Annotated in this window: 27 protein-coding genes; 15 read left to right on the forward strand and 12 right to left on the reverse strand. The window is 73.3% G+C overall.

The window, feature by feature from the left end:
- The first annotated feature begins 21 nt into the window (after positions 1 to 21).
- Positions 22 to 1,104, forward strand: coding sequence for an inositol-3-phosphate synthase (locus CRP51_RS17805; RefSeq protein WP_097232229.1), 1,083 nt, complete (start codon positions 22 to 24; stop codon positions 1,102 to 1,104).
- 159 nt (positions 1,105 to 1,263) lie between these two features.
- On the opposite strand, the gene CRP51_RS17810 is transcribed toward CRP51_RS17805, so the two are convergent.
- From CRP51_RS17810 to CRP51_RS17820, 3 genes are all read right to left on the reverse strand, one after another.
- The gene (locus CRP51_RS17810) at positions 1,264 to 2,295 is read right to left on the reverse strand and encodes an alanine racemase (protein ID WP_097232230.1); all 1,032 of its coding nucleotides are present in this window, start codon (positions 2,293 to 2,295) and stop codon (positions 1,264 to 1,266) included.
- A 106-nt stretch (positions 2,296 to 2,401) separates the two neighbouring features.
- Complete coding sequence (locus CRP51_RS17815) at positions 2,402 to 3,520, reverse strand: lipid II:glycine glycyltransferase FemX (protein WP_097232231.1); 1,119 nt, start codon at positions 3,518 to 3,520, stop codon at positions 2,402 to 2,404.
- A 155-nt stretch (positions 3,521 to 3,675) separates the two neighbouring features.
- Entirely contained in the window at positions 3,676 to 4,002 is a 327-nt protein-coding gene (locus tag CRP51_RS17820; protein ID WP_097232232.1) for a hypothetical protein, read from the reverse strand.
- A gap of 194 nt (positions 4,003 to 4,196) precedes the next feature.
- On the opposite strand from CRP51_RS17820, the gene rpsF reads away from it, so the two are divergent.
- The 4 genes from rpsF to rplI all read left to right on the forward strand — a co-directional run bounded on the left by rpsF (position 4,197) and on the right by rplI (position 6,001).
- Positions 4,197 to 4,487 carry a 30S ribosomal protein S6 gene (rpsF, locus tag CRP51_RS17825; RefSeq protein ID WP_097232233.1) on the forward strand — a complete coding sequence of 97 codons (291 nt, stop codon included), beginning with the start codon at positions 4,197 to 4,199 and terminating at the stop codon, positions 4,485 to 4,487.
- A gap of 184 nt (positions 4,488 to 4,671) precedes the next feature.
- Positions 4,672 to 5,244, forward strand: coding sequence for a single-stranded DNA-binding protein (locus CRP51_RS17830; RefSeq protein ID WP_097232234.1), 573 nt, complete (start codon positions 4,672 to 4,674; stop codon positions 5,242 to 5,244).
- Between the two features lie 49 nt (positions 5,245 to 5,293).
- Positions 5,294 to 5,530 (forward strand): 30S ribosomal protein S18, encoded by a 237-nt coding sequence (rpsR, locus tag CRP51_RS17835; RefSeq protein WP_003978893.1) that lies wholly within the window; start codon positions 5,294 to 5,296, stop codon positions 5,528 to 5,530.
- A gap of 21 nt (positions 5,531 to 5,551) precedes the next feature.
- A complete protein-coding gene (gene rplI, locus CRP51_RS17840) occupies positions 5,552 to 6,001 on the forward strand; it encodes a 50S ribosomal protein L9 (RefSeq protein ID WP_097232235.1) in 450 nt (149 codons plus the stop codon).
- A gap of 125 nt (positions 6,002 to 6,126) precedes the next feature.
- On the opposite strand, the gene CRP51_RS17845 is transcribed toward rplI, so the two are convergent.
- Positions 6,127 to 7,431 carry an MATE family efflux transporter gene (locus CRP51_RS17845; RefSeq protein WP_097232236.1) on the reverse strand — a complete coding sequence of 435 codons (1,305 nt, stop codon included), beginning with the start codon at positions 7,429 to 7,431 and terminating at the stop codon, positions 6,127 to 6,129.
- 534 nt (positions 7,432 to 7,965) lie between these two features.
- Here CRP51_RS17845 and dnaB point away from each other — a divergent pair.
- Together dnaB and CRP51_RS17855 are read left to right on the forward strand one after the other, a co-directional pair.
- Complete coding sequence (dnaB, locus tag CRP51_RS17850) at positions 7,966 to 10,260, forward strand: replicative DNA helicase (RefSeq protein WP_097232237.1); 2,295 nt, start codon at positions 7,966 to 7,968, stop codon at positions 10,258 to 10,260.
- A gap of 166 nt (positions 10,261 to 10,426) precedes the next feature.
- The gene (locus CRP51_RS17855; protein WP_097232238.1) at positions 10,427 to 10,891 is read left to right on the forward strand and encodes a DIP1984 family protein; all 465 of its coding nucleotides are present in this window, start codon (positions 10,427 to 10,429) and stop codon (positions 10,889 to 10,891) included.
- A 251-nt stretch (positions 10,892 to 11,142) separates the two neighbouring features.
- On the opposite strand, the gene pdxR is transcribed toward CRP51_RS17855, so the two are convergent.
- Positions 11,143 to 12,630 carry a MocR-like pyridoxine biosynthesis transcription factor PdxR gene (gene pdxR / locus CRP51_RS17860; RefSeq protein ID WP_097232239.1) on the reverse strand — a complete coding sequence of 496 codons (1,488 nt, stop codon included), beginning with the start codon at positions 12,628 to 12,630 and terminating at the stop codon, positions 11,143 to 11,145.
- 29 nt (positions 12,631 to 12,659) lie between these two features.
- Here pdxR and CRP51_RS17865 point away from each other — a divergent pair, with 29 nt between their 5' ends.
- Entirely contained in the window at positions 12,660 to 13,526 is an 867-nt protein-coding gene (locus tag CRP51_RS17865) for a methyltransferase domain-containing protein (RefSeq protein ID WP_097232240.1), read from the forward strand.
- A 34-nt stretch (positions 13,527 to 13,560) separates the two neighbouring features.
- Here the strand turns inward: CRP51_RS17865 and CRP51_RS17870 are convergent, their stop codons facing one another.
- Positions 13,561 to 14,124: a TetR/AcrR family transcriptional regulator gene (locus CRP51_RS17870; RefSeq protein ID WP_097232241.1), complete on the reverse strand. Its 564-nt coding sequence runs from the start codon at positions 14,122 to 14,124 to the stop codon at positions 13,561 to 13,563.
- A gap of 398 nt (positions 14,125 to 14,522) precedes the next feature.
- Between CRP51_RS17870 and CRP51_RS17875 the strand changes: the two genes are divergently transcribed.
- Positions 14,523 to 15,389, forward strand: coding sequence for an SCO6745 family protein (locus CRP51_RS17875; RefSeq protein WP_097232242.1), 867 nt, complete (start codon positions 14,523 to 14,525; stop codon positions 15,387 to 15,389).
- Between the two features lie 82 nt (positions 15,390 to 15,471).
- On the forward strand, positions 15,472 to 16,710 hold the full coding sequence (gene argJ / locus CRP51_RS17880) for a bifunctional glutamate N-acetyltransferase/amino-acid acetyltransferase ArgJ (protein ID WP_245880650.1): 1,239 nt from the start codon (positions 15,472 to 15,474) through the stop codon (positions 16,708 to 16,710).
- Between the two features lie 42 nt (positions 16,711 to 16,752).
- Here the strand turns inward: argJ and CRP51_RS17885 are convergent, their stop codons facing one another.
- Positions 16,753 to 17,610 carry a helix-turn-helix domain-containing protein gene (locus tag CRP51_RS17885; protein WP_097232244.1) on the reverse strand — a complete coding sequence of 286 codons (858 nt, stop codon included), beginning with the start codon at positions 17,608 to 17,610 and terminating at the stop codon, positions 16,753 to 16,755.
- Positions 17,611 to 17,818: 208 nt separating this feature from the next.
- Between CRP51_RS17885 and CRP51_RS17890 the strand changes: the two genes are divergently transcribed.
- Positions 17,819 to 18,760, forward strand: coding sequence for a phosphotransferase family protein (locus CRP51_RS17890; protein WP_097232245.1), 942 nt, complete (start codon positions 17,819 to 17,821; stop codon positions 18,758 to 18,760).
- Here CRP51_RS17890 and CRP51_RS17895 read toward each other — a convergent pair.
- Positions 18,700 to 19,113 (reverse strand): VOC family protein, encoded by a 414-nt coding sequence (locus CRP51_RS17895; protein WP_097232246.1) that lies wholly within the window; start codon positions 19,111 to 19,113, stop codon positions 18,700 to 18,702. The two genes, CRP51_RS17890 and CRP51_RS17895, sit on opposite strands and share 61 nt — an antisense overlap.
- A gap of 27 nt (positions 19,114 to 19,140) precedes the next feature.
- Between CRP51_RS17895 and CRP51_RS17900 the strand changes: the two genes are divergently transcribed.
- Positions 19,141 to 19,833 (forward strand): helix-turn-helix transcriptional regulator, encoded by a 693-nt coding sequence (locus CRP51_RS17900; RefSeq protein WP_097232297.1) that lies wholly within the window; start codon positions 19,141 to 19,143, stop codon positions 19,831 to 19,833.
- A gap of 67 nt (positions 19,834 to 19,900) precedes the next feature.
- On the opposite strand, the gene CRP51_RS17905 is transcribed toward CRP51_RS17900, so the two are convergent.
- The 3 genes from CRP51_RS17905 to CRP51_RS17915 all read right to left on the reverse strand — a co-directional run bounded on the left by CRP51_RS17905 (position 19,901) and on the right by CRP51_RS17915 (position 21,862).
- Positions 19,901 to 20,290, reverse strand: coding sequence for a VOC family protein (locus CRP51_RS17905; RefSeq protein WP_097232298.1), 390 nt, complete (start codon positions 20,288 to 20,290; stop codon positions 19,901 to 19,903).
- 121 nt (positions 20,291 to 20,411) lie between these two features.
- On the reverse strand, positions 20,412 to 21,296 hold the full coding sequence (locus CRP51_RS17910) for a GNAT family N-acetyltransferase (protein ID WP_097232247.1): 885 nt from the start codon (positions 21,294 to 21,296) through the stop codon (positions 20,412 to 20,414).
- Entirely contained in the window at positions 21,293 to 21,862 is a 570-nt protein-coding gene (locus tag CRP51_RS17915; protein WP_097232248.1) for a DUF2269 domain-containing protein, read from the reverse strand. Before CRP51_RS17915 ends, CRP51_RS17910 begins: the two co-directional genes overlap by 4 nt.
- 100 nt (positions 21,863 to 21,962) lie before the next feature.
- Here CRP51_RS17915 and CRP51_RS17920 point away from each other — a divergent pair, with 100 nt between their 5' ends.
- Positions 21,963 to 23,411 (forward strand): serine hydrolase domain-containing protein, encoded by a 1,449-nt coding sequence (locus tag CRP51_RS17920; protein ID WP_097232249.1) that lies wholly within the window; start codon positions 21,963 to 21,965, stop codon positions 23,409 to 23,411.
- Between the two features lie 21 nt (positions 23,412 to 23,432).
- On the opposite strand, the gene CRP51_RS17925 is transcribed toward CRP51_RS17920, so the two are convergent.
- Positions 23,433 to 23,882, reverse strand: coding sequence for a GNAT family N-acetyltransferase (locus CRP51_RS17925; protein WP_097232250.1), 450 nt, complete (start codon positions 23,880 to 23,882; stop codon positions 23,433 to 23,435).
- Here CRP51_RS17925 and CRP51_RS17930 point away from each other — a divergent pair.
- Positions 23,827 to 25,320, forward strand: a complete 1,494-nt coding sequence (locus CRP51_RS17930; protein WP_439333183.1) for a globin domain-containing protein — start codon at positions 23,827 to 23,829, stop codon at positions 25,318 to 25,320. The genes CRP51_RS17925 and CRP51_RS17930 overlap by 56 nt on opposite strands.
- Before the next feature lie 71 nt (positions 25,321 to 25,391).
- On the forward strand, positions 25,392 to 26,405 hold the full coding sequence (locus CRP51_RS17935) for a pyridoxamine 5'-phosphate oxidase family protein (RefSeq protein ID WP_097232252.1): 1,014 nt from the start codon (positions 25,392 to 25,394) through the stop codon (positions 26,403 to 26,405).
- Position 26,406: the final 1 nt, after the last annotated feature.

Consider the following 26,406-nt stretch of genomic DNA (forward strand, 5'->3'; position numbering starts at 1 on the left):
ACACAACAGGGAGCAACCGGAATGGGTTCGGTTCGCGTAGCCATCGCTGGCGTGGGCAACTGCGCCGCCTCGCTGGTACAGGGCGTCGAGTACTACAAGGACGCCGCCCCGGACAGCCGCGTCCCGGGTCTGATGCACGTCCAGTTCGGCGACTACCACGTCTCGGACATCGAGTTCGTGGCCGCCTTCGACGTTGACGCCAAGAAGGTCGGCATCGACCTCAGCGACGCCATCGGCGCCAGCGAGAACAACACCGTCAAGATCTGCGACGTGCCCCCCACCGGCGTGAACGTGCAGCGCGGGCAGACCCTGGACGGTCTGGGCAAGTACTACCGGGAGACCATCGTCGAGTCCGACGACGAGCCGGTCGACGTGGTCCAGGTCCTCAAGGACACCCGGGCCGACGTGCTGATCTGCTACCTGCCGGTGGGCTCCGAGGACGCCGCCAAGTACTACGCGCAGGCCGCGATCGACGCCAAGGTCGCGTTCGTCAACGCCCTCCCGGTCTTCATCGCCGGCACCAAGGAGTGGGCCGACAAGTTCACCGAGGCCGGCGTCCCGATCGTGGGCGACGACATCAAGTCGCAGGTGGGCGCGACCATCACGCACCGCGTGATGGCCAAGCTGTTCGAGGACCGGGGCGTCATCCTGGACCGCACCATGCAGCTGAACGTCGGCGGCAACATGGACTTCAAGAACATGTTGGAGCGCGACCGGCTGGAGTCGAAGAAGATCTCCAAGACCCAGGCCGTGACCTCCCAGATCCCCGACCGGGACCTCGGCGAGAAGAACGTGCACATCGGCCCGTCGGACTATGTGGCCTGGCTGGACGACCGCAAGTGGGCCTATGTGCGGCTGGAGGGGCGCGCGTTCGGCGACGTGCCGCTCAACCTGGAGTACAAGCTCGAGGTCTGGGACTCCCCGAACTCGGCCGGCGTGATCATCGACGCGCTGCGCGCCGCGAAGATCGCCAAGGACCGCGGCCTCGGCGGCCCGGTGCTCTCCGCCTCCTCGTACTTCATGAAGTCCCCGCCCGTGCAGTACTTCGACGACGTGGCGCGGGAGAACGTCGAGCAGTTCATCCGCGGCGAGGTCGACAGCTGAGTCCTCCGCAGGGACCCACGCCTCCGGCGTGACCGAGCAGCGGCAGCCCCGGCCCGTTTCCGGGGCTGCCGCCGTCTGTGGGGCGGGCCTCTCCTGGCCCGCCTCGTGGGCGCCCGTCTTCGTTCGCGCGTCGCCGCTCCGGCGCGCCTCGGACCCGGCTCAGCGGTCCGCGAGCCGGTCCACCTGGGTCGTCGTGTGCCGCAGGATCGCCTTCAACTCGTCGCCCACCTTGGGCTCCTTGGCCTCCGCCGGCACGAACAGGATCGACACCTGCATGTGCGGCGGCTCGGCGAACCAGCGCTGCTTGCCGTCCCAGACGAACGGCGAGAGGTTGCGGTTGACCGTCGCCAGACCGGCCCGCGCCATCCCCTTGGCCCGCGAGGTCATCCCGTGCAGCGCCTTGGGCGCCTCCAGCCCGACACCGTGCGAGGTACCGCCGGCCACCACGGCCAGCCAGCCGTCGCCGGCCGCCTTCTGCTGCCGGTACCCGAAACGGTCGCCCTTGGCCACCGGCGTGACGTCCAGCACCGCGCCGCGGTACTCGGTCGCCCCGTGGTCGCCCAGCCACAGCCGGGTGCCGATCCGGGCCCGGAACGTGGTCTGCGGGAACTGCTGCCGCAGCCGGGCCAGTTCGCGTGAGCTGAGGTGGCTGACGAACATCGTGTCGAGCGGCAGCCTGGCCGCTCGCAGCCGGTCCATCCAGCCGATGACCTCCTCGACGGCGTCGCTGCCGTCGGTGCGGTCCAGCGGCAGGTGGATGGCGAAGCCCTCCAGACGCACGTCGTCGAGCGCGGCGTGCAGCTTGCCCAGGTCGCGCTCGGTCACCCCGTGGCGCTTCATGGAGCTCATCACCTCGACGACCACCCGCGAGCCGACCAGCCCGTAGACGCCGTCGACGGAGGAGGCGGAGCGGATGACCCGGTCCGGCAGCGGCACCGGCTCCTCGGAGCGGCGGTAGGGCGTGAGCACCAGCAGGTCGCCGCTGAAGCGGTCCTTCATGGCCGCCGCCTCGTAGGTGGTCCCGACCGCCAGCGTGTTCAGCTCCAGCTGGGAGACCTCCTCGGCCAGGCGGTCATGGCCGAAGCCGTAACCGTTGCCCTTGCACACGGGCACCAGACCGGGGAAGTCGGCGAGCACCGACCGCTGGTGCGCCCGCCAGCGGTCCGTCTCGACGTACAGGGTGAGCGCCATGGCCGGGGGGTCCCTTTCTGCTGATGTTCTGCTGTCGGTGCGCCGGGGCCGCGAGGGGCGGTGCGATGCGGTGCGGTGGTGCGGGCGGTCGACGCCTGGCGTGCGGTCAGCGTCGCGACATGTACATGTCGAGCGCCTTGTGGAGCAGCTTGTTGAGCGGGAAGTCCCACTCGCCGAGGTACTCCGCCGCCTCACCGCCCGTACCCACCTTGAACTGGATCAGGCCGAAGAGATGGTCGGTGTCCTCCAACGAGTCGCCGATGCCCCGCAGGTCGTAGACGTGCGCCCCGAGTTGGTGCGCGTCCTGGAGCATCTGCCACTGCATCGCGTTGGAGGGGCGGACCTCACGCTTGTGGTTGGCCGACGCTCCGTAGGAATACCACACATGTCCGCCGACGATGAGCATCGTCGCCGCGGCGACCGGTTCGTTCTCGTGCACGGCGAAGTAGAGCCGCATACGGTCGGGCTCTTCCTCGTTCAGCACACGCCACATCCGCTCGAAGTACATCAGCGGACGCGGGCGGAACTTGTCACGCTCGGCCGTCACCTCGTAGAGACGCTGCCAGGCCGGAAGGTCCTCGAAGCCGCCCCTGACGACCTGCACGCCCGCCTTGTCGGCCTTCTTGATGTTCCGCCGCCACAGCTGGTTGAAGCCCTTCTGGACCTCCTCCAACGTGCGGTCGCGCAGCGGGATCTGGAAGACGTAGCGGGGCTGCACGTCGCCGAACCCGGCGCCGCCGTCCTCGCCCTGCTGCCAGCCCATCCGCCGCAGTTGGTCGGCGACCTCGAACGCCTTGGGCTCCAGGACGGTCGGCTCGACCTCCCGCAGCCGCTTGACCTCGGGGTTCTGAATGCCGGCCTTGATCGCCGCCGCGTTCCACCTGCGGATCACCACCGGCGGGCCCATCTTGACCGAGAACGCGCCCTGCTGCTTGAGGTGCGCCAGCATCGGGCGCAGCCACTCCTCCAGGTTGGGCGCGTGCCAGTTGATCACCGGCCCCTCGGGAAGGTACGCCAGATACCGCTTGAGCTTGGGGAGTTGACGGTAGAGCACCAGCCCGGCGCCGACGAGCCGTCCGCTGGCGTCGAACCAGCCCAGCGACTCCGAGCGCCACTCAGCCTTCACATCACCCCATGCCGGAACCTGCATATGGCTGGCTGACGGGAGCGAGCGGATGTATGCGAGATGGTCTTCGCGGCTGATGGTCCTCAGGGTCAGGCTCATGCGGGCGCTCCTTGGGCGTCAAACGCAGCGTCTCGCCCGGAAGCCTAACGGCGCGACCACTTTCCGTGGACGGCGCGGTGGCGCTCGGCGCCCGCGTGGCGCTCCCGCTCCGCCGCCGGGCTCCGCGCCCGGCGGCGGGAGCCCGACCGGCCCGCTCAGCCCGGCCAGGCGGGGAAGAGGCCGCCGTGCGAGAGACCGAGATAGAGGCCCACCCCCGCGCCGCCGAGCCCGAGCACGGTGAGGGCGCGCTGGCCGGTGGTGGCGGAGACCAACTGGCTGACCGCGCCGATCAGGAGGCCGACCAGACCGGTCCAACTGCTGATCATGTGCAGTCCGTGAAAGACGGAGGTGATCGCCGCGACCAGCCCCAGCACGAGGGTGATCGAGGCGAGCGTGTTCTCCCTGGGGTGTGCCCGGCCGTCGCTGTTCAGCAGGAGACCGACGGTGTGCGAGACCGGACCGCGGTGTGCTGCCTGAGTCATTAGGGGCCCTTCGTTGGCTTACATCCCTGTATGTCTAGATTGCAGCGCTCTCCGGGAGGATTTCAACCGGAAGGCGGGATGCGGGTACGGTGTACTGTCCGCGCCCGTCCAGACGGCCGGGTGTGGACCGCATCACGACCCTCCTGCCACGGAACGCCCGTGGCCGCCTGAGTCCAGAGGAGGTGGGTTCACGTATGCGTCACTACGAGGTGATGGTGATCCTCGACCCCGATCTTGAGGAGCGCTCCATCGCGCCCCTGATCGAGTCGTTCCTGTCGGTGGTCCGTGAGGCCAACGGCAAGGTCGAGAAGGTCGACACCTGGGGTCGCCGCCGTCTCTCCTACGAGATCAACAAGAAGCCCGAGGGCGTCTACTCGGTGATTGACCTCCAGGCCGAGCCTGACGTGGTCAAGGAGCTGGACCGGCAGATGAACCTCAACGAGTCGGTCATGCGGACCAAGGTCCTGCGGCCCCAGACGCGCTGATCCCGCGGATCGACGCGTAACGCCAGGCAACGGTCGACCGCCGTCCCCCGCGCCCCGAGGGGCGTCCGGACGGCGCTCGAAACCGGCCGAGCGGCTACCGAGTCGGTACTCACAGTCACCACTGTCAGTGCCATGAGTCATCATCGCAGCAACAGCAGTTAACCCCCGCCGAGAGGTTCCCCCAATGGCAGGCGAGACCGTCATCACGGTCGTCGGCAACCTGGTCGACGACCCCGAGCTGCGCTTCACCCCATCCGGTGCGGCGGTCGCGAAGTTCCGTGTCGCGTCCACGCCGCGGATCTTCGACCGGCAGACCAGCGAGTGGCGGGACGGCGAGAGCCTCTTCCTCACCTGCTCGGTCTGGCGTCAGGCCGCGGAGAACGTCGCGGAGTCCCTCACCAAGGGGATGCGCGTCATCGTTCAGGGCCGGCTGAAGCAGCGGTCCTACGAGGACCGTGACGGCGTCAAGCGCACGGTCATCGACCTGGAGGTCGACGAGGTGGGCGCCAGCCTGCGCAGCGCGACGGCCAAGGTCACCAGGACCACGGGCCGTGGCGGCCAGCAGGGCGGCGGCGGAGGCGGCTGGGGCGGCGGCGGTGGCCAGGGCGGTCCGGCCGGCGGCGGCCAGCAGGGCGGCGGCGCGCCGGGGGGCGACCCCTGGGCGACCGGCGCCCCCGCGGGCGGCGGCCAGCAGGGCGGCGGCGGTGGCGGCTGGGGCGGCGGTGGCGGCGGCTACTCGGACGAGCCCCCGTTCTGACCTGGTGCGCTCGACACCCACTTCTTATTGAAAACACCGGAGAAACACGATGGCGAAGCCGCCCGCGCGCAAGCCCAAGAAGAAGGTTTGCGTGTTCTGCAAGGAGAAGATCTCCTACGTCGACTACAAGGACACGAACCTGCTGCGGAAGTTCATCTCCGACCGCGGCAAGATCCGTGCCCGCCGGGTCACCGGCAACTGCACCCAGCACCAGCGCGACGTCGCCACGGCCGTCAAGAACAGCCGTGAGATGGCGCTGCTGCCCTACACCTCGACCGCTCGCTGACCGGAAAGGATGGTATGACGCATGAAGATCATCCTGACCAATGAGGTCTCCGGCCTGGGCATGGCCGGCGACGTCGTCGAGGTGAAGGACGGGTACGCCCGTAACTACCTGCTCCCCCGTGGTGTGGCGATCCGCTGGACCAAGGGTGGCGAGAAGGACGTCGAGCAGATCCGCCGCGGTCGCAAGATCCGCGAGATCGCCTCGATCGAGCAGGCCAACGACGTGAAGGCCCAGCTTGAGGGCGTCACGGTCCGACTGAAGGTCCGCGCCGGCAACGGCGGTCGGCTCTTCGGCTCGGTCACCCCGGCCGACATCGCCACGGCGGTGAAGAGCGCGGGTGGCCCGGACGTGGACAAGCGCCGCATCGAGCTGAGCACCCCGATCAAGAGCCTCGGCTCGCACCGGATCTCGGTCCGGCTGCACCCGGAGGTCGTGGCCAACGTCGGCATCACGGTCGACGCCGCCAAGTAACGCCTCCTCGCGAGGAGGCGGCGCGGCCGAGGGGGCCGCGCCCCGAGCCCTCAGGGCCCGGGGCGCGGCCCCCTCGTCATGCGCGCGGCGTCGCCCCCGCGTCCTCCGGTCGGGCCGGCCGTGGTTCAGGCCGCGCCGGTCACCATCCAGCGGCCGGTCCTGGCCCGCAGGCCCAGGGTCAGCAGCCGGGTGCCCATCATCAGCCCGGCGACGGCCGCCCAGAGCGCCGTCACGCCGCCGCCGAGCGCCGGCACCAGCAGCGCGACCGGCGCGAAGACCACCAGTGTCAGCAGCATCGCGACGGCCAGGTACCGCCCGTCGCCCGCGCCCATCAGCACGCCGTCCAGCACGAAGACCACCCCGGCCATCGGCTGGGTCACCGCGATCACCAGCAGCACGGGCAGCAGTTGCTCGCGCACCTCCGGGTCGCCGGTGAAGAGCCGCAGCGCCAGCGGGCTGGCCGCGACCAGCAGCACGGCGAGCCCCGCGCCGCCGACCACGCCCCACCACACCATCCGGCGGCAGGCGGCCCGGGCGCCCTCCCGGTCGGAGGCACCGAGATAGCGGCCGATGATCGCCTGGCCGGCGATGGCGATCGCGTCCAGCGCGAAGGCCAGCAGCGTCCAGAGGGTGAGGGCGATCTGGTGCGCGGCGATGTCGGCGTCGCCGAGCCGGGCGGCGACGGCGGTCGCGATCAGCAGCACGGCGCGCAGCGAGAGCGTGCGCACCAGCAGCGGGACGCCGGCCCTGGCGTTGGCCCGCAGCCCGGCGACGCTGGGGCGCAGCACGGCCCCGTGGGCGCGGGCGCCCCTGACGACCACGCGCAGATAGACCGCGGCCATGCCCCACTGGGCGAGCACGCTGCCCCAGGCCGAGCCGGCGACGCCGCCGTCCAGGCCGTAGATGAAGAACGCGTTCAGCACGATGTTGGCGCTGAACCCGCCCACCGCGACCAGCAGCGGGGTTTTGGTGTCCTGGAGTCCGCGCAGCACGCCGGTCGCGGCGAGCACCATCAGCATGGCGGGCACGCCGAGGGCGCTGATCCGCAGATAGCTGACGGCGTGCGGGGCGGCCGTCTCGGAGGCGCCGAAGGCGTCGACGACGGCCGGGGTGGCGGGGACCAGCACCGCGACCAGCACCGTGCCGAGCAGCAGGGCGAGCCAGACGCCGTCCATCCCGCGCCGGATCGCGGTGGGGAGGTCGCCGGCGCCCACGCTTCTGGCCACCGAGGCGGTGGTCGCGTAGGCGAGGAAGACGAAGACGTTGACCACGGTGGTCAGCAACGCGGCGGCGACGCCGAGGCCGGCGAGTTGGGCGGTGCCCAGATGGCCGATCATCGCGCTGTCGGCCATCAGGAAGAGCGGCTCCGCGACCAGGCTGCCGAACGCCGGCAGGGCGAGCGCGAGTATCTCCCGGTCGTGGCGCCGCATCCGTCGCCGCCGCTCTCGCGGGTCGCTCTCCGGCGTCCGTTCGCCCACGGCGGACGGCGGCGGGACCTCCGCCCTGCTGCTGGATGACATGACACGATCCAAACATCCACAGGTAATGGACGCAAGAGAGATCCGTCCCTTACCTTCGCTCGTGTGTCCGGTTCCCCCGCGGGGTGGGCGGGTCGCTTCTCGGAGAAGTCGGCGGGGGCGGCAACCCGTTCCGCATCCCCCGTCACCCTCTGGGAAAGCCGCAGGTGGTGGGCGGTTTTGCCGAGGCGCTGCCCGGATGGCGGAGGCGGTGTCCCTCGGGTGGTCCACAGGAGGGGGCGACTTATCCACAGGGTCTGATCTGAAATCCACATAGCCTGTGGATAACCCGGGTTGGTGGACCGCGATCCTGGCCGTACCGTAGGTCCGCCCGGCCCGGTTCACCGCGCCGGCCGAGCCCGCTCGCGCCGCCCGCCAGCCGAACTGTCAGAGCCGTGCCGTAGACATGGAGTGGGCGCGGTGCCCTGGCCGGGAGGAGGCGGGACGATGGCGGATCTGGAGCACGCGGGAGCTGCGTGGGACGAGGCCGACGCGGGCGGCCGGTTCTCCGTCTCGCGCCCCCGCGCGAGCGCGGAGGAGGAGCCGCCGGACGAGCGCGCGGCCTTCGAGCGGCTGCCCCCGCAGGACCTGGCCGCCGAGCAGTCCGTGCTCGGCGGGATGCTGCTGTCGAAGGACGCCATCGCGGACGTCGTGGAGGTGCTGCGCGGCCGGGACTTCTACAAGCCGTCGCACGAGACGATCTACGAGGCGATCCTCGACCTCTACGCCAAGGGCGAGCCCGCCGACCCGATCACGATCTCCGACGCGTTGACCAAGCGCGGCGAGCTGGCCAAGGTCGGCGGCGCCGGCTATGTGCACTCGTTGGTGCAGATGGTGCCGACGGCGGCCAACGCGGAGTACTACGCGGAGATCGTGCACGACCGCGCGGTGCTCCGCCGTCTGGTGCAGGCCGGCACCCGGATCACCCAGATGGGGTATGCGGCCGACGGGGACGTCGACGACATCGTCAACTCGGCGCAGGCCGAGGTCTACCAGGTCACCGAGCAGCGCACCGCCGAGGACTACCTCCCGCTCGGCGACATCATGGAGGGCGCGCTCGACGAGATCGAGGCCATCAGCAACCGCAGCGGCGAGATGACCGGGGTGCCCACGGGCTTCACCGACCTGGACTCGTTGACCAACGGGCTGCACCCCGGCCAGATGGTCGTCATCGCCGCCCGCCCCGCGATGGGCAAGGCCCTGGCCCTGGACACCCCGCTGCCCACGCCCACGGGGTGGACCACGATGGGCGAGGTCCGGCCGGGCGACCGGCTGCTCGACGCGTCGGGCAGGCCGACGAGGGTCGTGCAGGCCACGGAGGTGATGACCGGACGCCCCTGCTACGAGGTGGAGTTCGACGACGGCACGACGGTGGTCGCCGACGCGGACCACCAGTGGCTCACCGACGCGGAGGACGGGCGGTCGCCGGGGGGCGCCACCGCCGTCAGGACCACCAAGGAGCTCGCCGACGCCCCGCACGACGGGTCCCGCCCCCGGCACACCGTGCGGAACGCGGCGCCGCTCGACCTTCCCCGGCGGGAGCTGCCGGTCCCGCCGTACGTGCTGGGCGCCTGGCTCGGGCGCGACGCGGCCGTCTCCGGCGGCGGGGAGCCGCCGGCGGGGCTGCGGGAGTTGGGCGTGCTGGAGGACAGGCACATTCCCCAGGGCTATCTGCGCGCGTCCGTCGCACAGCGGGCGAGGCTGCTCGCCGGCCTGCTGGAGGCGGCGTCGACGCGGGCGGAGCCGGGCGCCGAAAGGGCGGCGGGCCCCGGCACGGTGCGGCTCGCGGTGGCCGGCCGAAGGCTGGCCGAGGACGTGCGCGAGCTGCTCGTCGGCCTCGGCCACCGCTGCGAGCCGTGCGGCGGGCCGGCCGGGGAGCCGTCGGCCGCCCGGGTCCTGAGCTTCACGCCCACGGGTGTGGACCCGGCGTCGGGGCGGCGGGCGGTCACCCGCGTCCGGGAGGTCCCCAGCGTGCCGGTCCGGTGCGTCCAGGTGGACAACGCGGACCACCTCTACCTCGCCACCCGTTCGATGGTGCCCACGCACAACTCGACGCTGGCCCTGGACTTCGCGCGCAGCTGCTCGATCAAGCACAAGCTGCCGAGCGTGATCTTCTCGCTGGAGATGGGGCGCAACGAGATCGCGATGCGCCTGCTCTCCGCCGAGGCGAGGGTCGCGCTGCACCACATGCGTTCCGGCAGCATGACCGACGAGGACTGGAACCGACTGGCCCGCCAGATGGCCGAGGTCAACGAGGCGCCGCTGTACATCGACGACTCCCCGAACCTCTCGATGATGGAGATCCGGGCCAAGTGCCGGCGGTTGAAGCAGCGGAACGACCTCCAGCTGGTCGTCATCGACTACCTCCAGCTGATGCAGACGGGCGGCAGCCGGCGGCCCGAGAGCCGGCAGCAGGAGGTCTCCGAGATGTCGCGAAACCTGAAGCTGCTGGCCAAGGAGCTGGAGGTGCCGGTCGTCGCGCTCTCTCAGCTGAACCGAGGCCCCGAGCAGCGCACGGACAAGAAGCCGATGGTCTCCGACCTCCGTGAGTCGGGTTCGATCGAGCAGGACGCCGACATGGTCATCCTGTTGCACCGGGAGGACGCGTACGAGAAGGAGTCGCCCCGCGCGGGCGAGGCCGACCTGATCGTCGCCAAGCACAGGAACGGCCCGACGGCCACCATCACGGTCGCCTTCCAGGGCCACTACTCCCGCTTCGTCAACATGGAGGGCGGCTTCTGAGCCCGCGCCGACGGTCGTCGACGCGCGACCGCCGCCCCGGTCTCCGAGCCGGGTCCGGCGGGGACTTCGCCGGGCCGGCTCCGGCGCTCGCGCAAACGGGATGCCCGGGCGAGGCGTGCGTTCGTATAGTCGTGCGGGTCGGGGGAGCGTAACGGGAGGGGGAGCGGTGAAGCTTGCCGAGGCACTGGCGGAGCGCGCGGAGGCGGCGCGCCGGGTGGAGCAGCTACGGGCGCGGGTCGTCAGCAGCGCACGCTACCAGGAGGGCGAGGCGCCGGCCGAGGACGCGGCGGCGCTGCTGGCCGAGGCGGACGGGGTGCTGGACACCCTGGAGACGCTGGTCCGCCGGATCAACAGGACCAACGCCGCGGTCGAGATGGGCCCGGAGGGGACGCTCACCGACGCGCTCGCGCGTCGGGACACGCTGCGGCTGCGGCACGCGGTGGTCACCGCCGCTGCCGACGCGGCGGCGGGCGCCGGCGGGCGTGGACGGCAGCTGCGCTCCGAGCTGAAGATGCTCTCCGCGCTCCCCGTCGCCGAACTACGCGCCCGCGCGGACGCGTTGGCCCGGGAGATCCGGGAGACCGACGTGCGCATCCAGCGCGTCAACTGGGAGGCGGATCTGCTGGACTGAACCGCCGGCGAGGCGGGACGAGGGGAGCGGGTAGTCGCTCCGGAGGCGTGCACACGCCGTGGCCGGCGGCCATTCCGGCCCTCCTGGTGCGTGAGGGGCAACGCTGGGGTTCGACTCCCCGACGACGGCGCAGCTCAGCACGGAGCACAGGTGACGGCGCACCGCGCACGGCGCACCACCACGTGCAGATCCGGGACGGCGAGGGCGGGTTCGGGGATTCCTCATCGTCGGCGGGTGCGGTTGCCGCGGTCTCAGCCGCACTCGCGCAGCGCGCGGGCGAGGGTGGCCACGCCCTCGTCGATCAGTCCCGGGGCGGTCGCCGCGTAGCCGAGGACCAGGCCCGGCGGACCCGGGAGCTGCCGGTGCCAGCTCAGCGGCTGGGTGCGCACGCCGAGTGCCAGCGCGCGGGCGGCAAGCGCCGTGTCGTCGACATCCTCGGGCAGCGTCACCGTCAGGTGCAGCCCCGCGGCGGTGCCGTGCACCACCGCCAGGGGCAGCCGCGCCCGCAGCGCCGCGACCATCGCGTCCCGGCGGGTCCTGTGGCGGCGGCGGGCCAGCCGCAGGTGGCGTTCCAGCTCGCCGCTCTCCATGAGGCGGGCGAGCACCAGTTGGGGGAGCACCGCGTTGCCGAGGTCCGCGAACCGTTTCGCCTCCACCAGCCGCTCGTGCCAGCGCGGCGGCGGTACGAGCCAGCCGACGCGGAGCGCGGGCGAGAGGGTCTTGGAGACGCTGCCCGCGTAGCAGACCCGTTCACCCAGCATGGAACGGACGGCGGCGACCGGCGGGCGGTCGTAGCGGTGCTCGGCGTCGTAGTCGTCCTCGACGATCAGTCCGTCCCGCTCCGCCGCCCAGCGCACCAGTGCGCGCCGGCGGCGGCCGGAGAGCACCTGGCCGGTGGGGAACTGGTGCGCCGGGGTGAGCAGCACGGCCCGCGCGTCGAGTTCGGCGAGCGCCTCGACGCGCACGCCCTCCTCGTCGACGGGAACCGGCGGCGTGGTCAGGGCGCAGTCCGCGAGGTGCTGGCGCGCGCCCAGCGAGCCGGGGTCCTCGACGGCCATCTCCCGCAGGCCCTCGCGGTGCAGCAGGCGCCCCAGGAGGCTGAGCGACTGGGCGGTGCCGGCGACGATCAGCACCTCGTCCGGGGTGACCAGGACCCCGCGGTTGCGGGCCAGCCAGTCGGCGACGGCGGCGCGCAGCGCGGGGGTGCCGCGCGGGTCCCCGTAGCCCAACTCGGCGGCGGGCAGCCGGCTGAGCAGGGCGCGTTCGGTGCGCAGCCAGGCGGCGCGGGGGAACGCGGCCAGGTCGGGCAGTCCGGGGGAGAGATCGATCCGGGCGGGGGCGGCGCGCAGCGCGTCAAAGGCGTCCTTGCCTGGCGCCCCGTCGAACGGGTCTGCAAGTGAGCGAGGTGGAGCGTCTCTGACCGGAAGGTGTGGGGCGGCGACCACGACGGTTCCGTTGCGCCCCCGCCCGGCGACCTGCCCCTCTTCGAGCAGCCGGCGGTACGCCTCGGTCACCACGCCGCGCGAGACGCGCAGCTCGGCGGCGAGTGCCCGGGTGGCGGGCAGCCGGCCGCCGAGCGGCAGCCGGCCGTCGGCGATGGCCAGCCGCAGCCGGCCGGCGAGCCAGTCGGCCCGGCCGCCGGCGGGGGCCAGCGCCATGTCGAGTTGCAGAAAGTCCGATCCCGCGCTCTCCTCGCCTGTTTTGGACCTGTCGTGCTCGGGCTCTTTGGACCTGCTCATGGGACCATCCTGTCGGCCAGGGTGGGGCCATGGAAACGCTCTTCCCCGCCGCTTCGACCGCCTCGACCACTTCGACCGCCCCCGACGTCGGCTATGTGCACGGCTACTCGACGCGGGAGGCCGCACGCCTCGGCGACCAGGCCGACGTGCTCGCGGGGCTGCTGCACTCCGGCACCCGCTATCCCGACGGCAGCCGGGTGCTGGAGATCGGCTGCGGAGTCGGCGCGCAGACGCGGCATCTGGTGGCGCACAGTCCGGGGGCGCGGCTGGTGGCGGTCGACCGTTCGGCGGAGTCACTGGCGATCGCGCGGGCGCGCCTGGCGGAACACGCGCCGGGGGCGTTCGTCGAGTGGCACCGGGCCGATGTCCACGCTCTCCCGTTCGCCGAGGGCGAGTTCGACCATGTTTTCGTCTGCTTCGTGCTGGAGCATCTCGCCGACCCGGCGGGCGCGTTGGAACGGCTGCGGCGCGTGCTGCGTCCAGGTGGTTCGCTCACCGTCATCGAGGGGGACCACGGTTCGGTCCTCTTCCACCCGGACAGCGCGCCGGCCAGGGCGGCCATCGACTGCCAGGCGCGGCTCCAGGCGGCGGCCGGCGGGGACGCCTCGCTGGGGCGGCGGTTGCTGCCGCTGCTGGACGCGGCCGGGTTCACCGAGGCGCGCGTCCGGCCGTGCACCGTCTACGCGGACCGCACGAGGGAGGACCTGCGGGCCGGCTTCACCCGTGACACGTTTGTCGCGGCCATCGCGTCGGTGCGCGCCGAGGCGCTGGCGGCCGGGCTGACCACGCCGGACGAGTGGGACCTGGGGATCGAGGAGCTGCGGCGGACGGCGGTGGGCGAGGGCACGTTCCACTACACGTTCTTCAAGGCGGTGGCGCGCCGGCCGGAGCGGTAGCCGCACCGCCCGGCGCGGTGGGCCGGGCGCCGGCTCAGCGCTCCGGCTCCGGACGGAGCAGCGGGTGGGTGCAGACGGCGCGGAACAGCTCGGCCGGGTCGCTTCCCTCCAGGGACGGCAGGTTGCCGGTGAGCAGCAGGGTGGCCAGGCCGTGGGCCAGCGACCAGGCGGCGAGCCCGCCCAGCCGGGGGTCGTCGGGCTCCCGTGCGGCGATTCCGCGCTCCAGCCGTTCGCGGGTCTCGGCGCGGGCGGCGACGAGCGCGGGGGCGTCCCGATCGAGCAGTTCCGGGCGGAACATGACCTGGAAGTGGGCCGGATGCGTCAGTGCGAAGGACACATAGCGACCGCCGAGGTCGCGCAGGTCGGTCGCCCGGTCCAGCTCGTCGACGAGCAGCCGGTACCCGTCGACCGCGACGGCCGTCAGCAGCCCGGACCGGTCGCCGAAGTGGTGGGCGGGCGCCGCGTGCGAGACGCCGACGCGCCGCGCCAGCTCCCGCAGGCTGACCGCGTTCGGCCCGTCGGCGGCGATGACCTCCAGCGCGGCGGCGACCAGGGCGCGCCGCAGATCGCCGTGGTGGTAGGGGCGTTGGCTGCGCATGGGGTCACCCTAAGCGCATCTTGACGTTGACAAGATCTGGTGCGGCGGGTCAGGCTGGCGCCGTTCTGTCGCGACGACGCACCGGAGGCGGACCGATTGACCCTCTCCCGCCTGGAGGCGGGGGATTCCAGCGGTTCCCCGCTGGGGTTCCCGCCTCGTCGACGACCGCTCTGTCCGGGAGGACTCCCGGTGAGGTCTCACACCGTCTCCCCGGGCAGACGCGGCCAGCCGGGCCACCTCACGTCCTCGCGCCTCCCCTCCGCGCGACCAGCGTTGCCCGGCGGCCGTTGGAGGCCGGCCCGCCCCGGCGGCGCACCGGCCTCCCCCGCCCCGCTCCGCAGGAGCGTCGTTTCCCCCTCCCCGGCTGAGGCCGGGGGTATCCACGAAGGAGAACCCCGATGACCCGTGACCTGGGACGGGTGCGTCAGCTGTGGCACCTGCTGGAACCGCCGCACGCCGTGCTCTACTTCGCGCCCGAGACGGCGGAGGAGCTGGGTGCCCTGGGGTATCCGGCCGAGGACCGTTGGCGGGCCTACTTCGCCTGCCGCGCCGCGCCGTTGGGGCCGGTCGGGCCGGGGGCGATCGCCTCCGCGTTCTACAGCTTCGCCCCCGCGATGGTGCGTCGGCACGCGACCGACCTGTGGTCGACGACCGATCCGGCGGCGGTGCTGGCGGCCAGGCTGCGGGTGGTCGACCGGGTCTACCGGCGGCTGCTGGGCGACCGGGTGGAGAGCCCCGAGCTGGCCGAGGCGGCGGAGCTGGTCGAACGGGCGGCCGCCGCGGCGGAGTGCGCCGGTCGGCCGTTGGCGGCGGCCAACGCCGCGCTGCCCCGGCCGGACGCGCCGCATCTGCGGCTGTGGCAGGCGGCGGCCGTGCTGCGGGAGCACCGGGGCGACGGGCATCTGGCGGCGTTGCTGGTCGCGGAGCTGGACCCGGTGGAGTCGCTGGTGTCGTTCGCCGCGTTCGGCGCGGCCGCCACCGAGGTCTTCGGGAGCCGGGGGTGGAGCGCGGCCGAGTGGTCGGCGGCCGAGGAGCGGCTGACCGCCCGGGGGCTGCTGGCGGCAGACGGCACGGCCACCGAGGAGGGGCGGGCGCTGCGCGCGCGGATCGAGCGGGAGACCGACACCCTGGCGGCCGGCCCCTGGAGCACGCTGAGCGGCGCGGAGGAGGACCGGCTCGTCGAACTGCTGGGCGAGTTCTGGGTGGTCATGCTCAAGTCCGGGCTGCTGCCCCGGGAGAACACCCTGGGAATCGGCCGGATCTGAGGCCGCGCACGGCGCCCCGCCGTCCCCCGGTCGCCTCGGAGGGGGATGGACGGGCGCGCCACCGCATGTAAACATATGTCGCATGGCGAATAATGATGCGGACGGTATGGGTGCGGGCGTCGAGTGGCCCCGGGGCTTCCGTGGGTACGCGGGCCACGCCGGGGTGCGACAGAGCGGGAACGACCTCTCGATCATCGCCTCGGAGCGGCCGGCGGTCAGCGCGGCCGTCTTCACCCGGAGCCGCTTCGCCGGTCCCTCGGTGGTGCTCAGCCGCCGCCACGCGGCCGACCAGCGGATGAGCGCCATCGTCACGGTCGCCTCCAACGCCAACGTGGCCACCGGCGCGGAGGGCGAGCGGAACGCGGCGGAACTGGCCGCCCTCGTCGGGGACCTGCTGGAGATCCCGGCCGAGCGGGTCCTCGTCAGCTCGACCGGGGTGATCGGCCGCCAACTGCCCATGGCGCCGCTGCGCGCGCACCTCGGCGGAGGCGGGGCCGGCGGGGCCCACCGGGACGGACCGGCAGCCACGGTCGCCGGCGCGGAGGACTTCGACGCGGATCCGCTGGCCGTGGCCGGGGCCATGATGACCACCGACACCCACGCGAAGGTCAGCAGCCGCACGGTGGGCGAAGCCCGTGTCGTCGGGGTGGCCAAGGGCGTCGGCATGATCGAGCCCGACATGGCGACCATGCTGGCCTATCTGGTGACGGACGCCGAGGTCGGCCCGATCGAGCTGGACAACGCGCTCCGCAGCGCGGTCGACCGCACCTTCAACTGTCTGAGCGTGGACACCGACACCTCCACCTCGGACACCGTGGCGCTGCTGGCCAACGGCGCCGCCGGGCCGGTCGACGCGGACGCGTTCGCGGAGGCGGTGCACGCCGTCTGCCTGGACCTCACCGAGCAGTTGGCCAGGGACGGCGAGGGGGCGACCAAGCTGCTGCGTGTGGTGGTCCAGGGCGCCGCCAGCCCCGCGCAGGCGAAGCGGATCGCCAAGAGCGTCCTCAACTCGCCGCTGGTGAAGACCGCCGTCCATGGCGCCGACCCCAACTGGGGCCGGGTCGTGATGGCCGTCGGCAAGAACACCGAGCACGAGGAGGACCTGGCCATCACCCCGGAGCGGACCACCGTGCGCTTTGGTGCGATGGAGGTCTACCCCACGGCCACCGGCGAGGAGGAGCTGGCCCGGCTGGTGGAGATCATGCGCCAGGACGAGGTGGAGATCGGCGTCACGCTCGGGCTCGGGGAGGGCGCCGCCACGGTCTACGGCTGCGACCTCTCCGACGGCTATGTGCGGATCAACGCCGACTACACCACCTGAGCGGGGCCTCCCCGTGCCCATGTTTCACGTGGAACAAGGGCCTCATGTTTCACGTGGAACATCGTGCGCGAGCGGTCCCAGTCGCGCGCGCAGCCGTCGCAGCGCCTCGGCGGAGTCGCTGCCCGGCAGTGCGGCATAGAGAACGAGCCGCTGCCCCGGGTCCTCCGGTAGATCCGCGAGATGGTCGGTCAGCGTGAGCGCGCCCACCACGGGGTGTTGGTAGGTCAGGGTGTGGGTCGAGCAGACCTCCACTTGGTGTCCGGCCCAGAGCCGGCGGAACTCCTCGCTCTCCCGGATCAGTTCCTCCACCAACTGCCGCAGCACCCGGTCGCCCGGGTGGAGGCTCGTTGCCCGTCGGAGGTCGGCGACCATGTCACGGCACCGGGAAGCCCACCCCACTCCGAAGAGCTGCCGCAGACACGGGTCGAGAAACATCAGCCGGGTCACATTGGGGCGGGCGGCGCGGGGGAGGTGGGGGGCCAGCAGGGTGTGGGCCAGCCGGTTCCAGACGAGCACATCGCCCCGGCGCCCCAGCACCAGGGCCGGGGTCTCGTCCAGGGAGTGAACGAGCGCGACCAGCGCGGGACGCAGCGCCTCGGCGGGGGCGGAGGCGACCTGTCGCGGCCTGGCCAACTGCCGCAGATGGCGCTGCTCGGCCTCGTCCAGACCGAGGGCACGGGCGAGGGAGTGCAACACCTGGTCGGAGACCCCCGGGCTCGCGCCCTGTTCCAGCCGGGTGTAGTACCCGACGCTGATCCCGGCTATCTCGGCCAGCTCCTCGCGCCGCAACCCGGGTACCCGACGCCGTCCCAGTGCCGGCAGCCCGACGTCCTCGGGGCGCAGCCGGGCGCGCCGGGAGCGAAGGAAATCACCGAGGTCGGGAGGGAGAGTTCTGCTCACCCGCTCATCCTGCACCGGTCGGAGGCGCCCCCCGTGCCGCGCTGGTCACGATCTCGCCAGGACCGTATCGTGCCACGTCTTCCGGGGCGCGTCGGCCGGTCGCGCCGGGCGGTCGGGGGCCCGGCCGGAGGGGGCCTCACCACCCCATGGCCGCCACGGCGAAAACCAGTGGCCGAGGGGTGCGGGTGCCCCGGTACGGTCCGCCCTCATGGAATCTGTACAGCGGGACCCGGCGCCGGAGCGGCGTGTCGTGCGGGAGATCGTCGCCCGCCACGGGATCGCCTGGGACTCCGTCAGGCCGTCGCCGGTGCAGGGCGAGGCGGCCCGGGTCTGGCTGCTGGGGGACGCGTGGGTGCTCAAGGTCGCCCGGGAGGGGTTCGCGGACGATCTGCGCAAGGAGGCGCTGGTGATCCCGTTCGCCGTGCGCGGCGGGCTGCGGACGCCGGCGCTGCGGGACTGGGGGGAGGAGCCGCTTCCCTGGCTGCTGGCCGAGCGTGCGCCCGGCAGGCCGGCGGACGGGGGCGAGCCGGGGGACGCCGGGCTGCGCGCGCTCGGTCGGGAACTGGCGACCCTGCACTCGGCCGAGGTCCCCGACGAGGTGCGGGCGGGGGTGCCGGCCGACGTGCCGGGCGACCCACGTGTCGAAATCGAGGCGCTCGCCGGACGCGGCTATCTCAGCCCGGCGCTGGCCGACTGGCTGAACCGCTGGCTCGACCGCCTCGCGGGGGAACGGGGCGAGCGGGCGGAGGGCACGCTGATCCACGGCGACATCGCGGCGGGCAATCTGCTCTTCGCCGAGGACGGCTCGCTCACCGCGCTGCTGGACTGGGGAGACGCGGCATGGGCCGATCCCGCCGTCGAGTTCGCCAAGGTGCCGCCGCGGAGACTGCCGCCGGTGCTCACCGGCTACCTGGACGACGGCTCCCGGGGCGGGCGGCAGACGCTCGTCGAGCGGGGGCCAGGACTGGTGGCCGACGTGCTGTGGCACCAGCTGAGCTGGGCGGTGCTGCGGTTGCCCGGGAAGCCGCGGCCCGAAGGCGCCCACTGGAGCGCCCAGCCCGCCAACCGGCTTCTCGAACTGCTGCGCCTCTACGCCGAGGAACTGCCCGAGCCGTGGGCCGGCTGGATGAGGTCCCAGCGGTTGCCGTAACGGTCCACGAAGACCACCACCCGGCCGTAGCTCTCGGTCCTCGGCGGTTCCTCCAGGGCGACGCCGGCCGCCATCAGCCGGGCCAGGTCGGCGTCGAAGTCGTCCGTGTCGAGGAAGAACCCGACCCGGCCGCCCGTCTGGTCCCCCACCCGCGCCCGCTGCCGCTCGCCGACCGCCCGCGCCAGCAGCAGCCCGGTCTCCGCCGTCGGGCTCGGAGCGACGACCACCCAGCGCTTTCCGTCGGGCGCGAGGAGCCGGTCCTCGCGCAGCGTGAAACCGAGCACCTCCGTGTAGTAGGCGATCGCCTCGTCGTACTCCGGTACCACCAGGGTCACCAGTCCCATGCGGCGCATGGGACTCAGCCTGCCATGCTGGGCGACGTGTACAGCGAACGGCCTGCCGAGCGGCTGCCGGGGGCGGTGGTCTGGCGGAACACGCCCCGGCCGGGAGACCCCCCGGGGCGCGTGCTGCCCGACGGCTGCATGGATCTGATCCTGCTCGGCGACCGGCTGGTGGTCGCCGGGCCCGACACCCGTGCACTGGTCGGCCACCAGGGCGCGGGGCTGCCCTGTGTCGGCCTCCGCTTCGCGCCCGGACAGGCGCCGCTGGTGCTCGGGGAGCCGGCGGACGCGTTCGTCGACGCCCGGGTGGCGCTGGCCGAGGTGTGGCCGGAGCGGACGGTGCGGGAGCTGACCGAACGGGTCGCGCTCGCCGAGCGCCCCGGGGCCGTTCTCCAGGAGGCGGCGCTCGCCCGGCTCGGCGACCCGCCGGCGGAGGAACGCTGGCGACCGGCGGCGGTGGCCGCGTTGGACGCCGGGCGCTCGGTGGCGGAGACGGCGCGCGGGCTGGGGCTCAGCCAACGGCAGATGCACCGCCGCAGTCTGCGCGCCTTCGGGTACGGCCCGAAGACCCTGGCCCGCGTGCTGCGGATGCGGCGCGCCCTGGCACTGGCCAGGTGCGGAGAGCCGCTGGCCGAGGTGGCGGCCCGGGTCGGCTACGCCGACCAGGCCCATCTGGCGCGGGAGTTCAGGGCGCTGGCCGGGGTGCCCGTGGGGCGGTTGCTGACGCCCTGACATGGCCGCCGGTACGCGGCCGTGTGAACTGTCGGTGCCGTCAGTGCCGTCGGTGCCGTCGGTGCCGTCAGTGCTGCCAGGCGAAGAGGTCGACGGAGTTGCCGTCCGGGTCGCGCACCACGGCGTAGCGCTGCCCCCAGACGGCGTCCCAGGGCTCACGCTCGCCGGGGTAGCCGGCGTCGACCAACTCGCGGTAGAGGGAGTCGACCTCCCCCGGGCTGTCGCAGCGGAAGGCCAACGAGACGCGCGCGCCCTCCGGCCTCGGCTGGTAGTCCGGGTGCAGGGAGCGCACCGACTCCAGGGTGTCCCAGGCGAGCCGCACGCCGCCGTCGAGCACGGTCTCGGCGTGCGGCTCGGCGGCGTCCTCCGGAACGGTCACGCCGAGGCGGCGGTAGAAGGCGAGCGAGGCCGTCAGGTCGTCCGTGACCAGGCCGATCATGTCCATTCGAGGTGTCATGGGGCCAGCGTAGAAACGGGCGGCGGCGGGGGTCTTGAACGAATCGGCCGTGTCCGACCGCGGTGCGGCGTGCACGGCGCCGGGGCGGTCGGGCGGCTGGTCGCGCCACCGTCCGCGGGCGCTATCCGTGGGCCATGGAGAAGGGGGCGAAGCGGCGGGCGGGGGTGCCGGGCGGAGCGGGCGCGCCGTGGATCATCAGCTCCGTGCGCCCGGTCTCCTTGAGGCCCCGCGCGGCGAGCCAGCGGGCCAGTTCCGGCTGGTCGTCGCCGACGTCGAAGCGGGCCGGAGTCGGGGTGTCCAGCGCCAGCGGGGTCAGCAGCGCCCTGGCCACGGACGCGTCGTCGGCGACCAGGGGGCCGATCGACGTGGTGGAGACATTGGGCCAGGAGGCGCCGAAGCCGGCCAGCCGGCCGTCGGGCGTCCTGGCCACCAGAAGGCGGTCGGCGAAGCGCGGCAGCCGGGCGAGGAGTTCGGTCCGGTCGGCGCCGAAGGCCGTCAGGTCGTAGGCGAGGATCTCCGGCAGGTCGGCCGCCCGCGCCGGACGTACCGCGACCCCGCCGGCGTCCTCCCCGTCCTCCCCCGCGGGCGGCGCGGCGAAGGTGCCCCGCAGCGTGGTGATGCCGCCCACGGCCTTGAACCCCAGCCGTTCGTAGAGCGGGCGCCCCTGGTCCGTGGCGGTCAGCAGCAGCGGGGCCCCGGCCGCGTCCTCGATCACCCGGCGCATCAGCCGCAGCCCCAGGCCGCGCCGCTGGTGGCGGCCGGCCACCAGCATCATGCCGACCGCGTGCCACCGTTCCGCGTAGGAGGTGCGGATCACGGACGCCAGCAGCCCGCCGACCGGGTCGTCCTCGGGGGCGTCGACGCCGTATCCCGTTCCCGAGGCGAGCAGCAGGCGCCACTTGTGCTCCTCGCGTCCCCAGCCGTGCTCGTCGGCGAGGTCGAGGCAGGCGCTCAGATCGGCCGGCGTGAGCGGGCGGATCGGCGGATGATCGTCGCGTGAGGTCACCCGCCCAGAGTGGCCGAGGCCCCGGCGGGCGGGCGACCGTTTTTCGGCGGGCTCCCCCCGCGCCTGAGGGCGCGCGCCGCGCGCACGCGACGCCCGCGCCGGGTGAGGCCCCACGGCTTCAGCACCGAAAGCGCCGTGAGAAAGACGTACAGGCCCGACGACACCAGCGGCGGGGCGATCAACGCGCCCGGGTCGGCGACCGGTTCGCCGGCCGCCACGGCCGCGGCCGCCGCGTTCACCTCGGGGCGCAGCGCGAGCAGCGAGGCGGTCGCCGCGCCCACGCTCACCCAGAACTTGACCCAGACCCACCGGTGGTGCGCCAGCCCCCAGCGGGTGCCGAGCGAGAGCACCACCCCGGTGAGCAGGGTCAGGCCGATCAGCGGCGGCAGCGGCCAGTCGGTCAGCAGCCTCATGGAGCGGTGGGCCGCGCCGGCCGTCTCCTCCGTGCCCCTCGCGCCGGCGACGGCCAGCACCAGCAGGCACAGGGACAGACCGAGCCAGCCGACCGAGACGACGACATGGACGATCAACGTGACGCGCCGCGCGCGCCGGGTGAGTTGCGGCATGGGCCCACGGTCCCGCCGAAGGAGGCCGTGCCGCGTCCGCCGGGGGAAGTGACCCGCGCTACTCGCGGCCGAGTACTCCGGTGGGATAAAGGTGGTCCCCATGACCGACAAGAGCCCCGAGACCGGCCCCCGGAACAGCGCGGGCAACGACACGACCCGCGTCGCACCGGGCGCCGCGTTCCTTGAGCCGCTGCCCGGTACCCGGCGCGAGCTCGCGCACCGCGTGGCGGTCTGCCAGTCGGAGGGCCGCGCCCCCGCCCTGGTCGCCACCGTGGCACGCGACGGGACGCCCGTGTGGAGCGGTGGTGCCGGCGAGCTTCCGGCCGGGGCCGCGCCGGAGCGGGTGCGCTTCCGCATCGCCTCCATCAGCAAGTCGCTGACGGCGGTGCTGGTGCTGCGGCTGCGCGACGAGGGCCTGATCGAGCTGGACCAGCCGGTCGAACGCTGGCTGCCCACCCCGCACGCCGGCGGCGCGACCGTCGCCCAACTGCTCGCGCACACCGCCGGCCTGGCCGCCGAGTCCGCGGGCCCCTGGTGGGAACGGACCCCCGGCGAGCTGCGGCCCGAGCTGCCCGACCTCTTCGGCCCCGACCAGGACCTCCACCCGGCCGGGCGGCGCTTCCACTACTCCAACCCCGGCTACGCGCTCCTCGGCGCGCTGGTGGAACGACTGCGCGGCGAGCCGTGGTTCACGGTGCTGCGCCGGGAGGTGCTGGAGCCGCTCGGCATGGAGCGCACCTCCTACGACCGCGCGGAGCCCGCGGCGCGCGGCTGGGCCGTGCACCCGCACGCCGACCTGCGGCAGCCGGAGCCCGAGGTGGACACCGGGCGGATGGCGCCGGCGGGGCAGCTGTGGTCGACGACGGAGGACCTCTGCGCGTTCGCCGCGTTCCTGACGGGGCACCACCCCGCCGCCGACGCGGTGCTCGGCGCCGACAGCAGGGCCGAGATGCGGACCTCCACCGTGCCGCTGGAACTGACCGACCTCACCAGCGGCTACGGCCTCGGCCTCCAGGTGGTCCAGCACGAGGGCCGCCAACTGTTCGGCCACGGCGGCTCGTTGCCCGGCTTTCTCGCCGGGGTCTGGTTCGACCCCGAGCAGCGCACCGCCGCCGCCGTCCTGGCCAACGCCACGGCCGGGCCCGCCGTGCGCACGCTCACGTTCGACCTGCTCGGCACCCTGCGCCGACGCGAGCCGAGCTTCCCCGAGCCCTGGCGGCCGGCGGCCGACGCCGATCCGGCGCTGCTGCCGCTGACCGGCGACTGGTACTGGGGCACCGCCGCCCACACCCTGCGGCTCGACGCCGCGGGGGGCGTCACGCTGTATCCGGCGGGCGGCTCCGGTCGCGGCTCGCGGTTCCGGCGGGTCGGCCCCGACGCGTGGCTGGGCCTGGACGCCTACTACGCGGGTGAGAGGCTCACCGTCCAGCGGGGGGCCGACGGCCGGGTCACCCATCTCGACGTGGGCACCTTCGTGTTCACCAGGGCGCCCTACGAGCCGGAGGCTCCCGTGCCGGGCGGCAGCGACCCGGCGGGCTGGACGGCCTGAACAGCGGGCGTGCCGGGCGGCTCAGAGCGTGAGCTTGTACCCCACGTGGGTGGCTTGGAAGCCGAGCCGTTCGTAGAAGCGGTGCGCGTCGGTCCTGCTGGCGTCCGAGGTCAGCTGGACCAGCGCGCACCCCTCCCGCCGCGCCTCCTCGACGGCCTGGCGGATCAGCCAGCCGCCGATCCCGGCGCCGCGCCGGTCCGTGCGCACCCGCACCCCCTCGATCAGCGCGCGGGAGGAGCCCCGCCGGGAGAGCCCGAAGAGGATCGCCAGCTGGAGCGTGCCGACCACCTGGCCGTTCTCCTCGGCGACCAGCAGCCGCTGGTGGGGGTCGGAGGCGAAGCGGGCGAACGCCGCCTCGTAGGGCGTGAGGTCGTCGGGGCTCTCCCGGGCGGCGCCGAGCGGGTCGTCCGCCAGCATGGCGACGATTTCCGGTACATCGTCCGAAGTGGCGGGACGCAGAAAGATATCCATGCGGGACAGCCTAGGAATACCCGCGGAAAGCGGGCGAACCGCCCTTCCCCGCACGGGGCTTGTGTCTCGTCCGTATAACGGTAAGGTCAGTCCCGCATCGGGGCGGCAAGCCGCTCAGTTTACGGGGTCTGAGGGACCGCTGACCGGTTTCCGGTCAATCGCCCCGCTTCCGGTGAGCGTGCTGACACGCTGTCCAACCGGGGAGTTGAGTGAGGCGAGGCAGGGCATGACCGCGATATCGGCCGACGAGGGTGCCACCGTGCAGCATGATCTCGGAAGTGGCGTCCAGCCGTCCCACGACGCGAAGGCGATCCGCCGCACCCTGGCGGAGATCTCGCCCGTGGCCGACGAGGCGACGTCCTACTTCTACGCGCTGCTCTTCACCTACGGGCCGCATCTGCGCGACATGTTCCCCGCCGCGATGGACGCGCAACGCGACCGCATATTCGCCGCGCTGCTCTCCGCCGCCGAGACCATCGACGAGCCGGAGAAGCTCGACCGCTATCTGCGGGACCTCGGCCGGGGCCACCGGAAGTACGGGGTGCGCGCCGACCAGTACCCGCTGGTCGGCGAGGCGCTGATGTACGCGTTGGAACGGTACGCGCCGCGCAGTTGGGGCCCGGAGACCGAGGCCGCCTGGGTCCGTGTCTACACGCTGATGTCGCAGACCATGATCGACGCGGCGGCCGACGACGAGTCGGTGGCGCCGCCGTGGTGGGACGCCGAGATCGTCTCGCACGAGCGCAGGACCCACGACGTCGCCGTCGTCACCGTCCGCCCGGACCAGCCGTACCCCTACCGCGCCGGGCAGTACGCCAGCCTGGAGACCCCCTGGTGGCCGCGGGTGTGGCGGTCCTACTCCTTCGCCTCGACGCCGCGCTCCGACGGGCTGCTCTCGTTCCATGTGAAGTCCGTGCCGGCCGGCTGGGTCTCGCGTTCGCTGGTGCACCGCGCGCGGCCGGGCGACGTGCTGCGGCTGGGGGCGCCCGCCGGCTCGATGACGCTGGACCACGCCTCGGACCGCGGCCTGCTGTGCATGGGCGGCAGCACCGGGATCGCGCCGATCAAGGCGCTGGTGGAGGACGTCGCGGAACGCGGCCAACGCCGCCAGGTCGAGGTGTTCTTCGGCGCCAACCGGGACAACGAGCTGTACGACCTCCAGTCCTTCCTCGACCTGGAGCGGCGGCACCCCTGGCTCGCCGTGAGACCCGTCGTCGCCGAGCGCTCGACCCTCGGCATGGCGGGCCAGCTCCCGGAGGCCGTGCGACAGTTGGGACCCTGGCGGGAGTTCGACGGCTATCTCTCGGGACCGCCGCAGATGATCCGCAAGGGAGTGGACGCCCTGGTCTCCAGCGGCATCCCCGCCGACCGCATCCGACACGACTTCGTCGGCTCGCTGGTGCGGGACGCCGAGGGGCCGGCCTCGCCCGCGCGGTGAGACCGCCACGGCGCCCGCCGGCGCCGGCCTCCCACCACCGACAACTTCGGCAACCGTAGAAAGTAAGCGCCATGGCAGGGACAGCGGGAAACGGATGGCCGGCAGGGCTGGCCCAGCGCGCCGATCGCCCCGGCAGCGACGGCGAACACGCCCTCCAGGAACGGCTGGGCACGCGGGAACGCGCCGACCGCTTCTACCGTGACCAGGTCCTCGACCATCTCAACGCGCGGATGCTGGAGTTCATCGCCGCGGCCGAGATGTTCTTCCTGGCCACCTCCGACCGGCACGGGGAGTGCGACAACACGTTCCGCGCCGGCCCCGCCGGCTTTCTCCACGCCCTCGACGCCCGCACCCTGGCCTGGCCCGAGTACCGGGGGAACGGGGTGCACGCCTCGCTCGGCAACCTCGCCGAGAACCCGCACGCCGGGCTGCTGCTGCTCGACTTCGACCGCGCCAGGATCGGGCTGCACGTCAACGGCCGGGCGCGGATGGCCGACGACGACGAGCTCCGCGCGGCACACCCCTGGCTGCCCGACGAGTCGGTGCCGGGGCGGCGCACCAGGATCTGGGTGCGGCTGGAGGTGGAGGAGGCGTACATCCACTGCGCCAAGCACATACCCCACCTGGTGAAGGCGCCCAAGCGGACGGCGCGGGACTGGGGCACGGACGACCAGCGCCGCAAGGGCGGGGACTTCTTCGGCGCGGCGCGGGAGGCGCGCGAGGAGCGGGCCGCGCGGGAGCACGGGGGCGCGCCGCCGGTGCCGCCGGCGGCTCCCCCGATGGCTCCGCCCGCGCCGCCGGTGCCGGCACTCCCGCCCGTTCCACCCGTCCCGCCCGTTGCCCACGCGCCGCAGGTGCCCGTGCCGGCGCACGCCCACGGGCACGGGTACCCGCAGCAGCCGGCGCACGAGACCGGCTACGGCGGGCCGGCGCCGCACCACTACCACCCCGCCCCGGCGCAGCCGGCCCCGCCACAGGCGGCCGAGTGGCGCGCGGAGGCGCTGCGGGCGCTGGAGCGTGCGCGCCGGGTGGAACGGGCGGAGCAGCCGCCGTCGCCCCCGCCGTCGGGCGGCTGGTTCGGCTGAC

It is taken from the genome of Streptomyces zhaozhouensis (assembly GCF_900230195.1).
Lineage (GTDB): Bacteria > Actinomycetota > Actinomycetes > Streptomycetales > Streptomycetaceae > Streptomyces > Streptomyces zhaozhouensis.

Coding starts and splice junctions, on each gene's coding strand:
- dnaB (WP_097232237.1), top strand. CDS start 7,966: ATGGCGGATCTGGAGCACGCGGGAGCTGCGTGGGACGAGGCCGACGCG.
- CRP51_RS17920 (WP_097232249.1), top strand. CDS start 21,963: ATGACCGACAAGAGCCCCGAGACCGGCCCCCGGAACAGCGCGGGCAAC.
- CRP51_RS17915 (WP_097232248.1), bottom strand. CDS start 21,862: ATGCCGCAACTCACCCGGCGCGCGCGGCGCGTCACGTTGATCGTCCAT.
- CRP51_RS17810 (WP_097232230.1), bottom strand. CDS start 2,295: ATGGCGCTCACCCTGTACGTCGAGACGGACCGCTGGCGGGCGCACCAG.
- CRP51_RS17935 (WP_097232252.1), top strand. CDS start 25,392: ATGGCAGGGACAGCGGGAAACGGATGGCCGGCAGGGCTGGCCCAGCGC.
- rplI (WP_097232235.1), top strand. CDS start 5,552: ATGAAGATCATCCTGACCAATGAGGTCTCCGGCCTGGGCATGGCCGGC.
- CRP51_RS17905 (WP_097232298.1), bottom strand. CDS start 20,290: ATGACACCTCGAATGGACATGATCGGCCTGGTCACGGACGACCTGACG.
- CRP51_RS17830 (WP_097232234.1), top strand. CDS start 4,672: ATGGCAGGCGAGACCGTCATCACGGTCGTCGGCAACCTGGTCGACGAC.
- CRP51_RS17805 (WP_097232229.1), top strand. CDS start 22: ATGGGTTCGGTTCGCGTAGCCATCGCTGGCGTGGGCAACTGCGCCGCC.
- rpsF (WP_097232233.1), top strand. CDS start 4,197: ATGCGTCACTACGAGGTGATGGTGATCCTCGACCCCGATCTTGAGGAG.
- CRP51_RS17815 (WP_097232231.1), bottom strand. CDS start 3,520: ATGAGCCTGACCCTGAGGACCATCAGCCGCGAAGACCATCTCGCATAC.
- CRP51_RS17925 (WP_097232250.1), bottom strand. CDS start 23,882: ATGGATATCTTTCTGCGTCCCGCCACTTCGGACGATGTACCGGAAATC.
- CRP51_RS17875 (WP_097232242.1), top strand. CDS start 14,523: ATGACCCGTGACCTGGGACGGGTGCGTCAGCTGTGGCACCTGCTGGAA.
- CRP51_RS17865 (WP_097232240.1), top strand. CDS start 12,660: ATGGAAACGCTCTTCCCCGCCGCTTCGACCGCCTCGACCACTTCGACC.
- CRP51_RS17870 (WP_097232241.1), bottom strand. CDS start 14,124: ATGCGCAGCCAACGCCCCTACCACCACGGCGATCTGCGGCGCGCCCTG.
- CRP51_RS17845 (WP_097232236.1), bottom strand. CDS start 7,431: ATGCGGCGCCACGACCGGGAGATACTCGCGCTCGCCCTGCCGGCGTTC.
- CRP51_RS17930 (WP_439333183.1), top strand. CDS start 23,827: ATGGCGACGATTTCCGGTACATCGTCCGAAGTGGCGGGACGCAGAAAG.
- CRP51_RS17895 (WP_097232246.1), bottom strand. CDS start 19,113: ATGCGCCGCATGGGACTGGTGACCCTGGTGGTACCGGAGTACGACGAG.
- rpsR (WP_003978893.1), top strand. CDS start 5,294: ATGGCGAAGCCGCCCGCGCGCAAGCCCAAGAAGAAGGTTTGCGTGTTC.
- argJ (WP_245880650.1), top strand. CDS start 15,472: ATGGCGAATAATGATGCGGACGGTATGGGTGCGGGCGTCGAGTGGCCC.
- CRP51_RS17820 (WP_097232232.1), bottom strand. CDS start 4,002: ATGACTCAGGCAGCACACCGCGGTCCGGTCTCGCACACCGTCGGTCTC.
- pdxR (WP_097232239.1), bottom strand. CDS start 12,630: ATGAGCAGGTCCAAAGAGCCCGAGCACGACAGGTCCAAAACAGGCGAG.
- CRP51_RS17890 (WP_097232245.1), top strand. CDS start 17,819: ATGGAATCTGTACAGCGGGACCCGGCGCCGGAGCGGCGTGTCGTGCGG.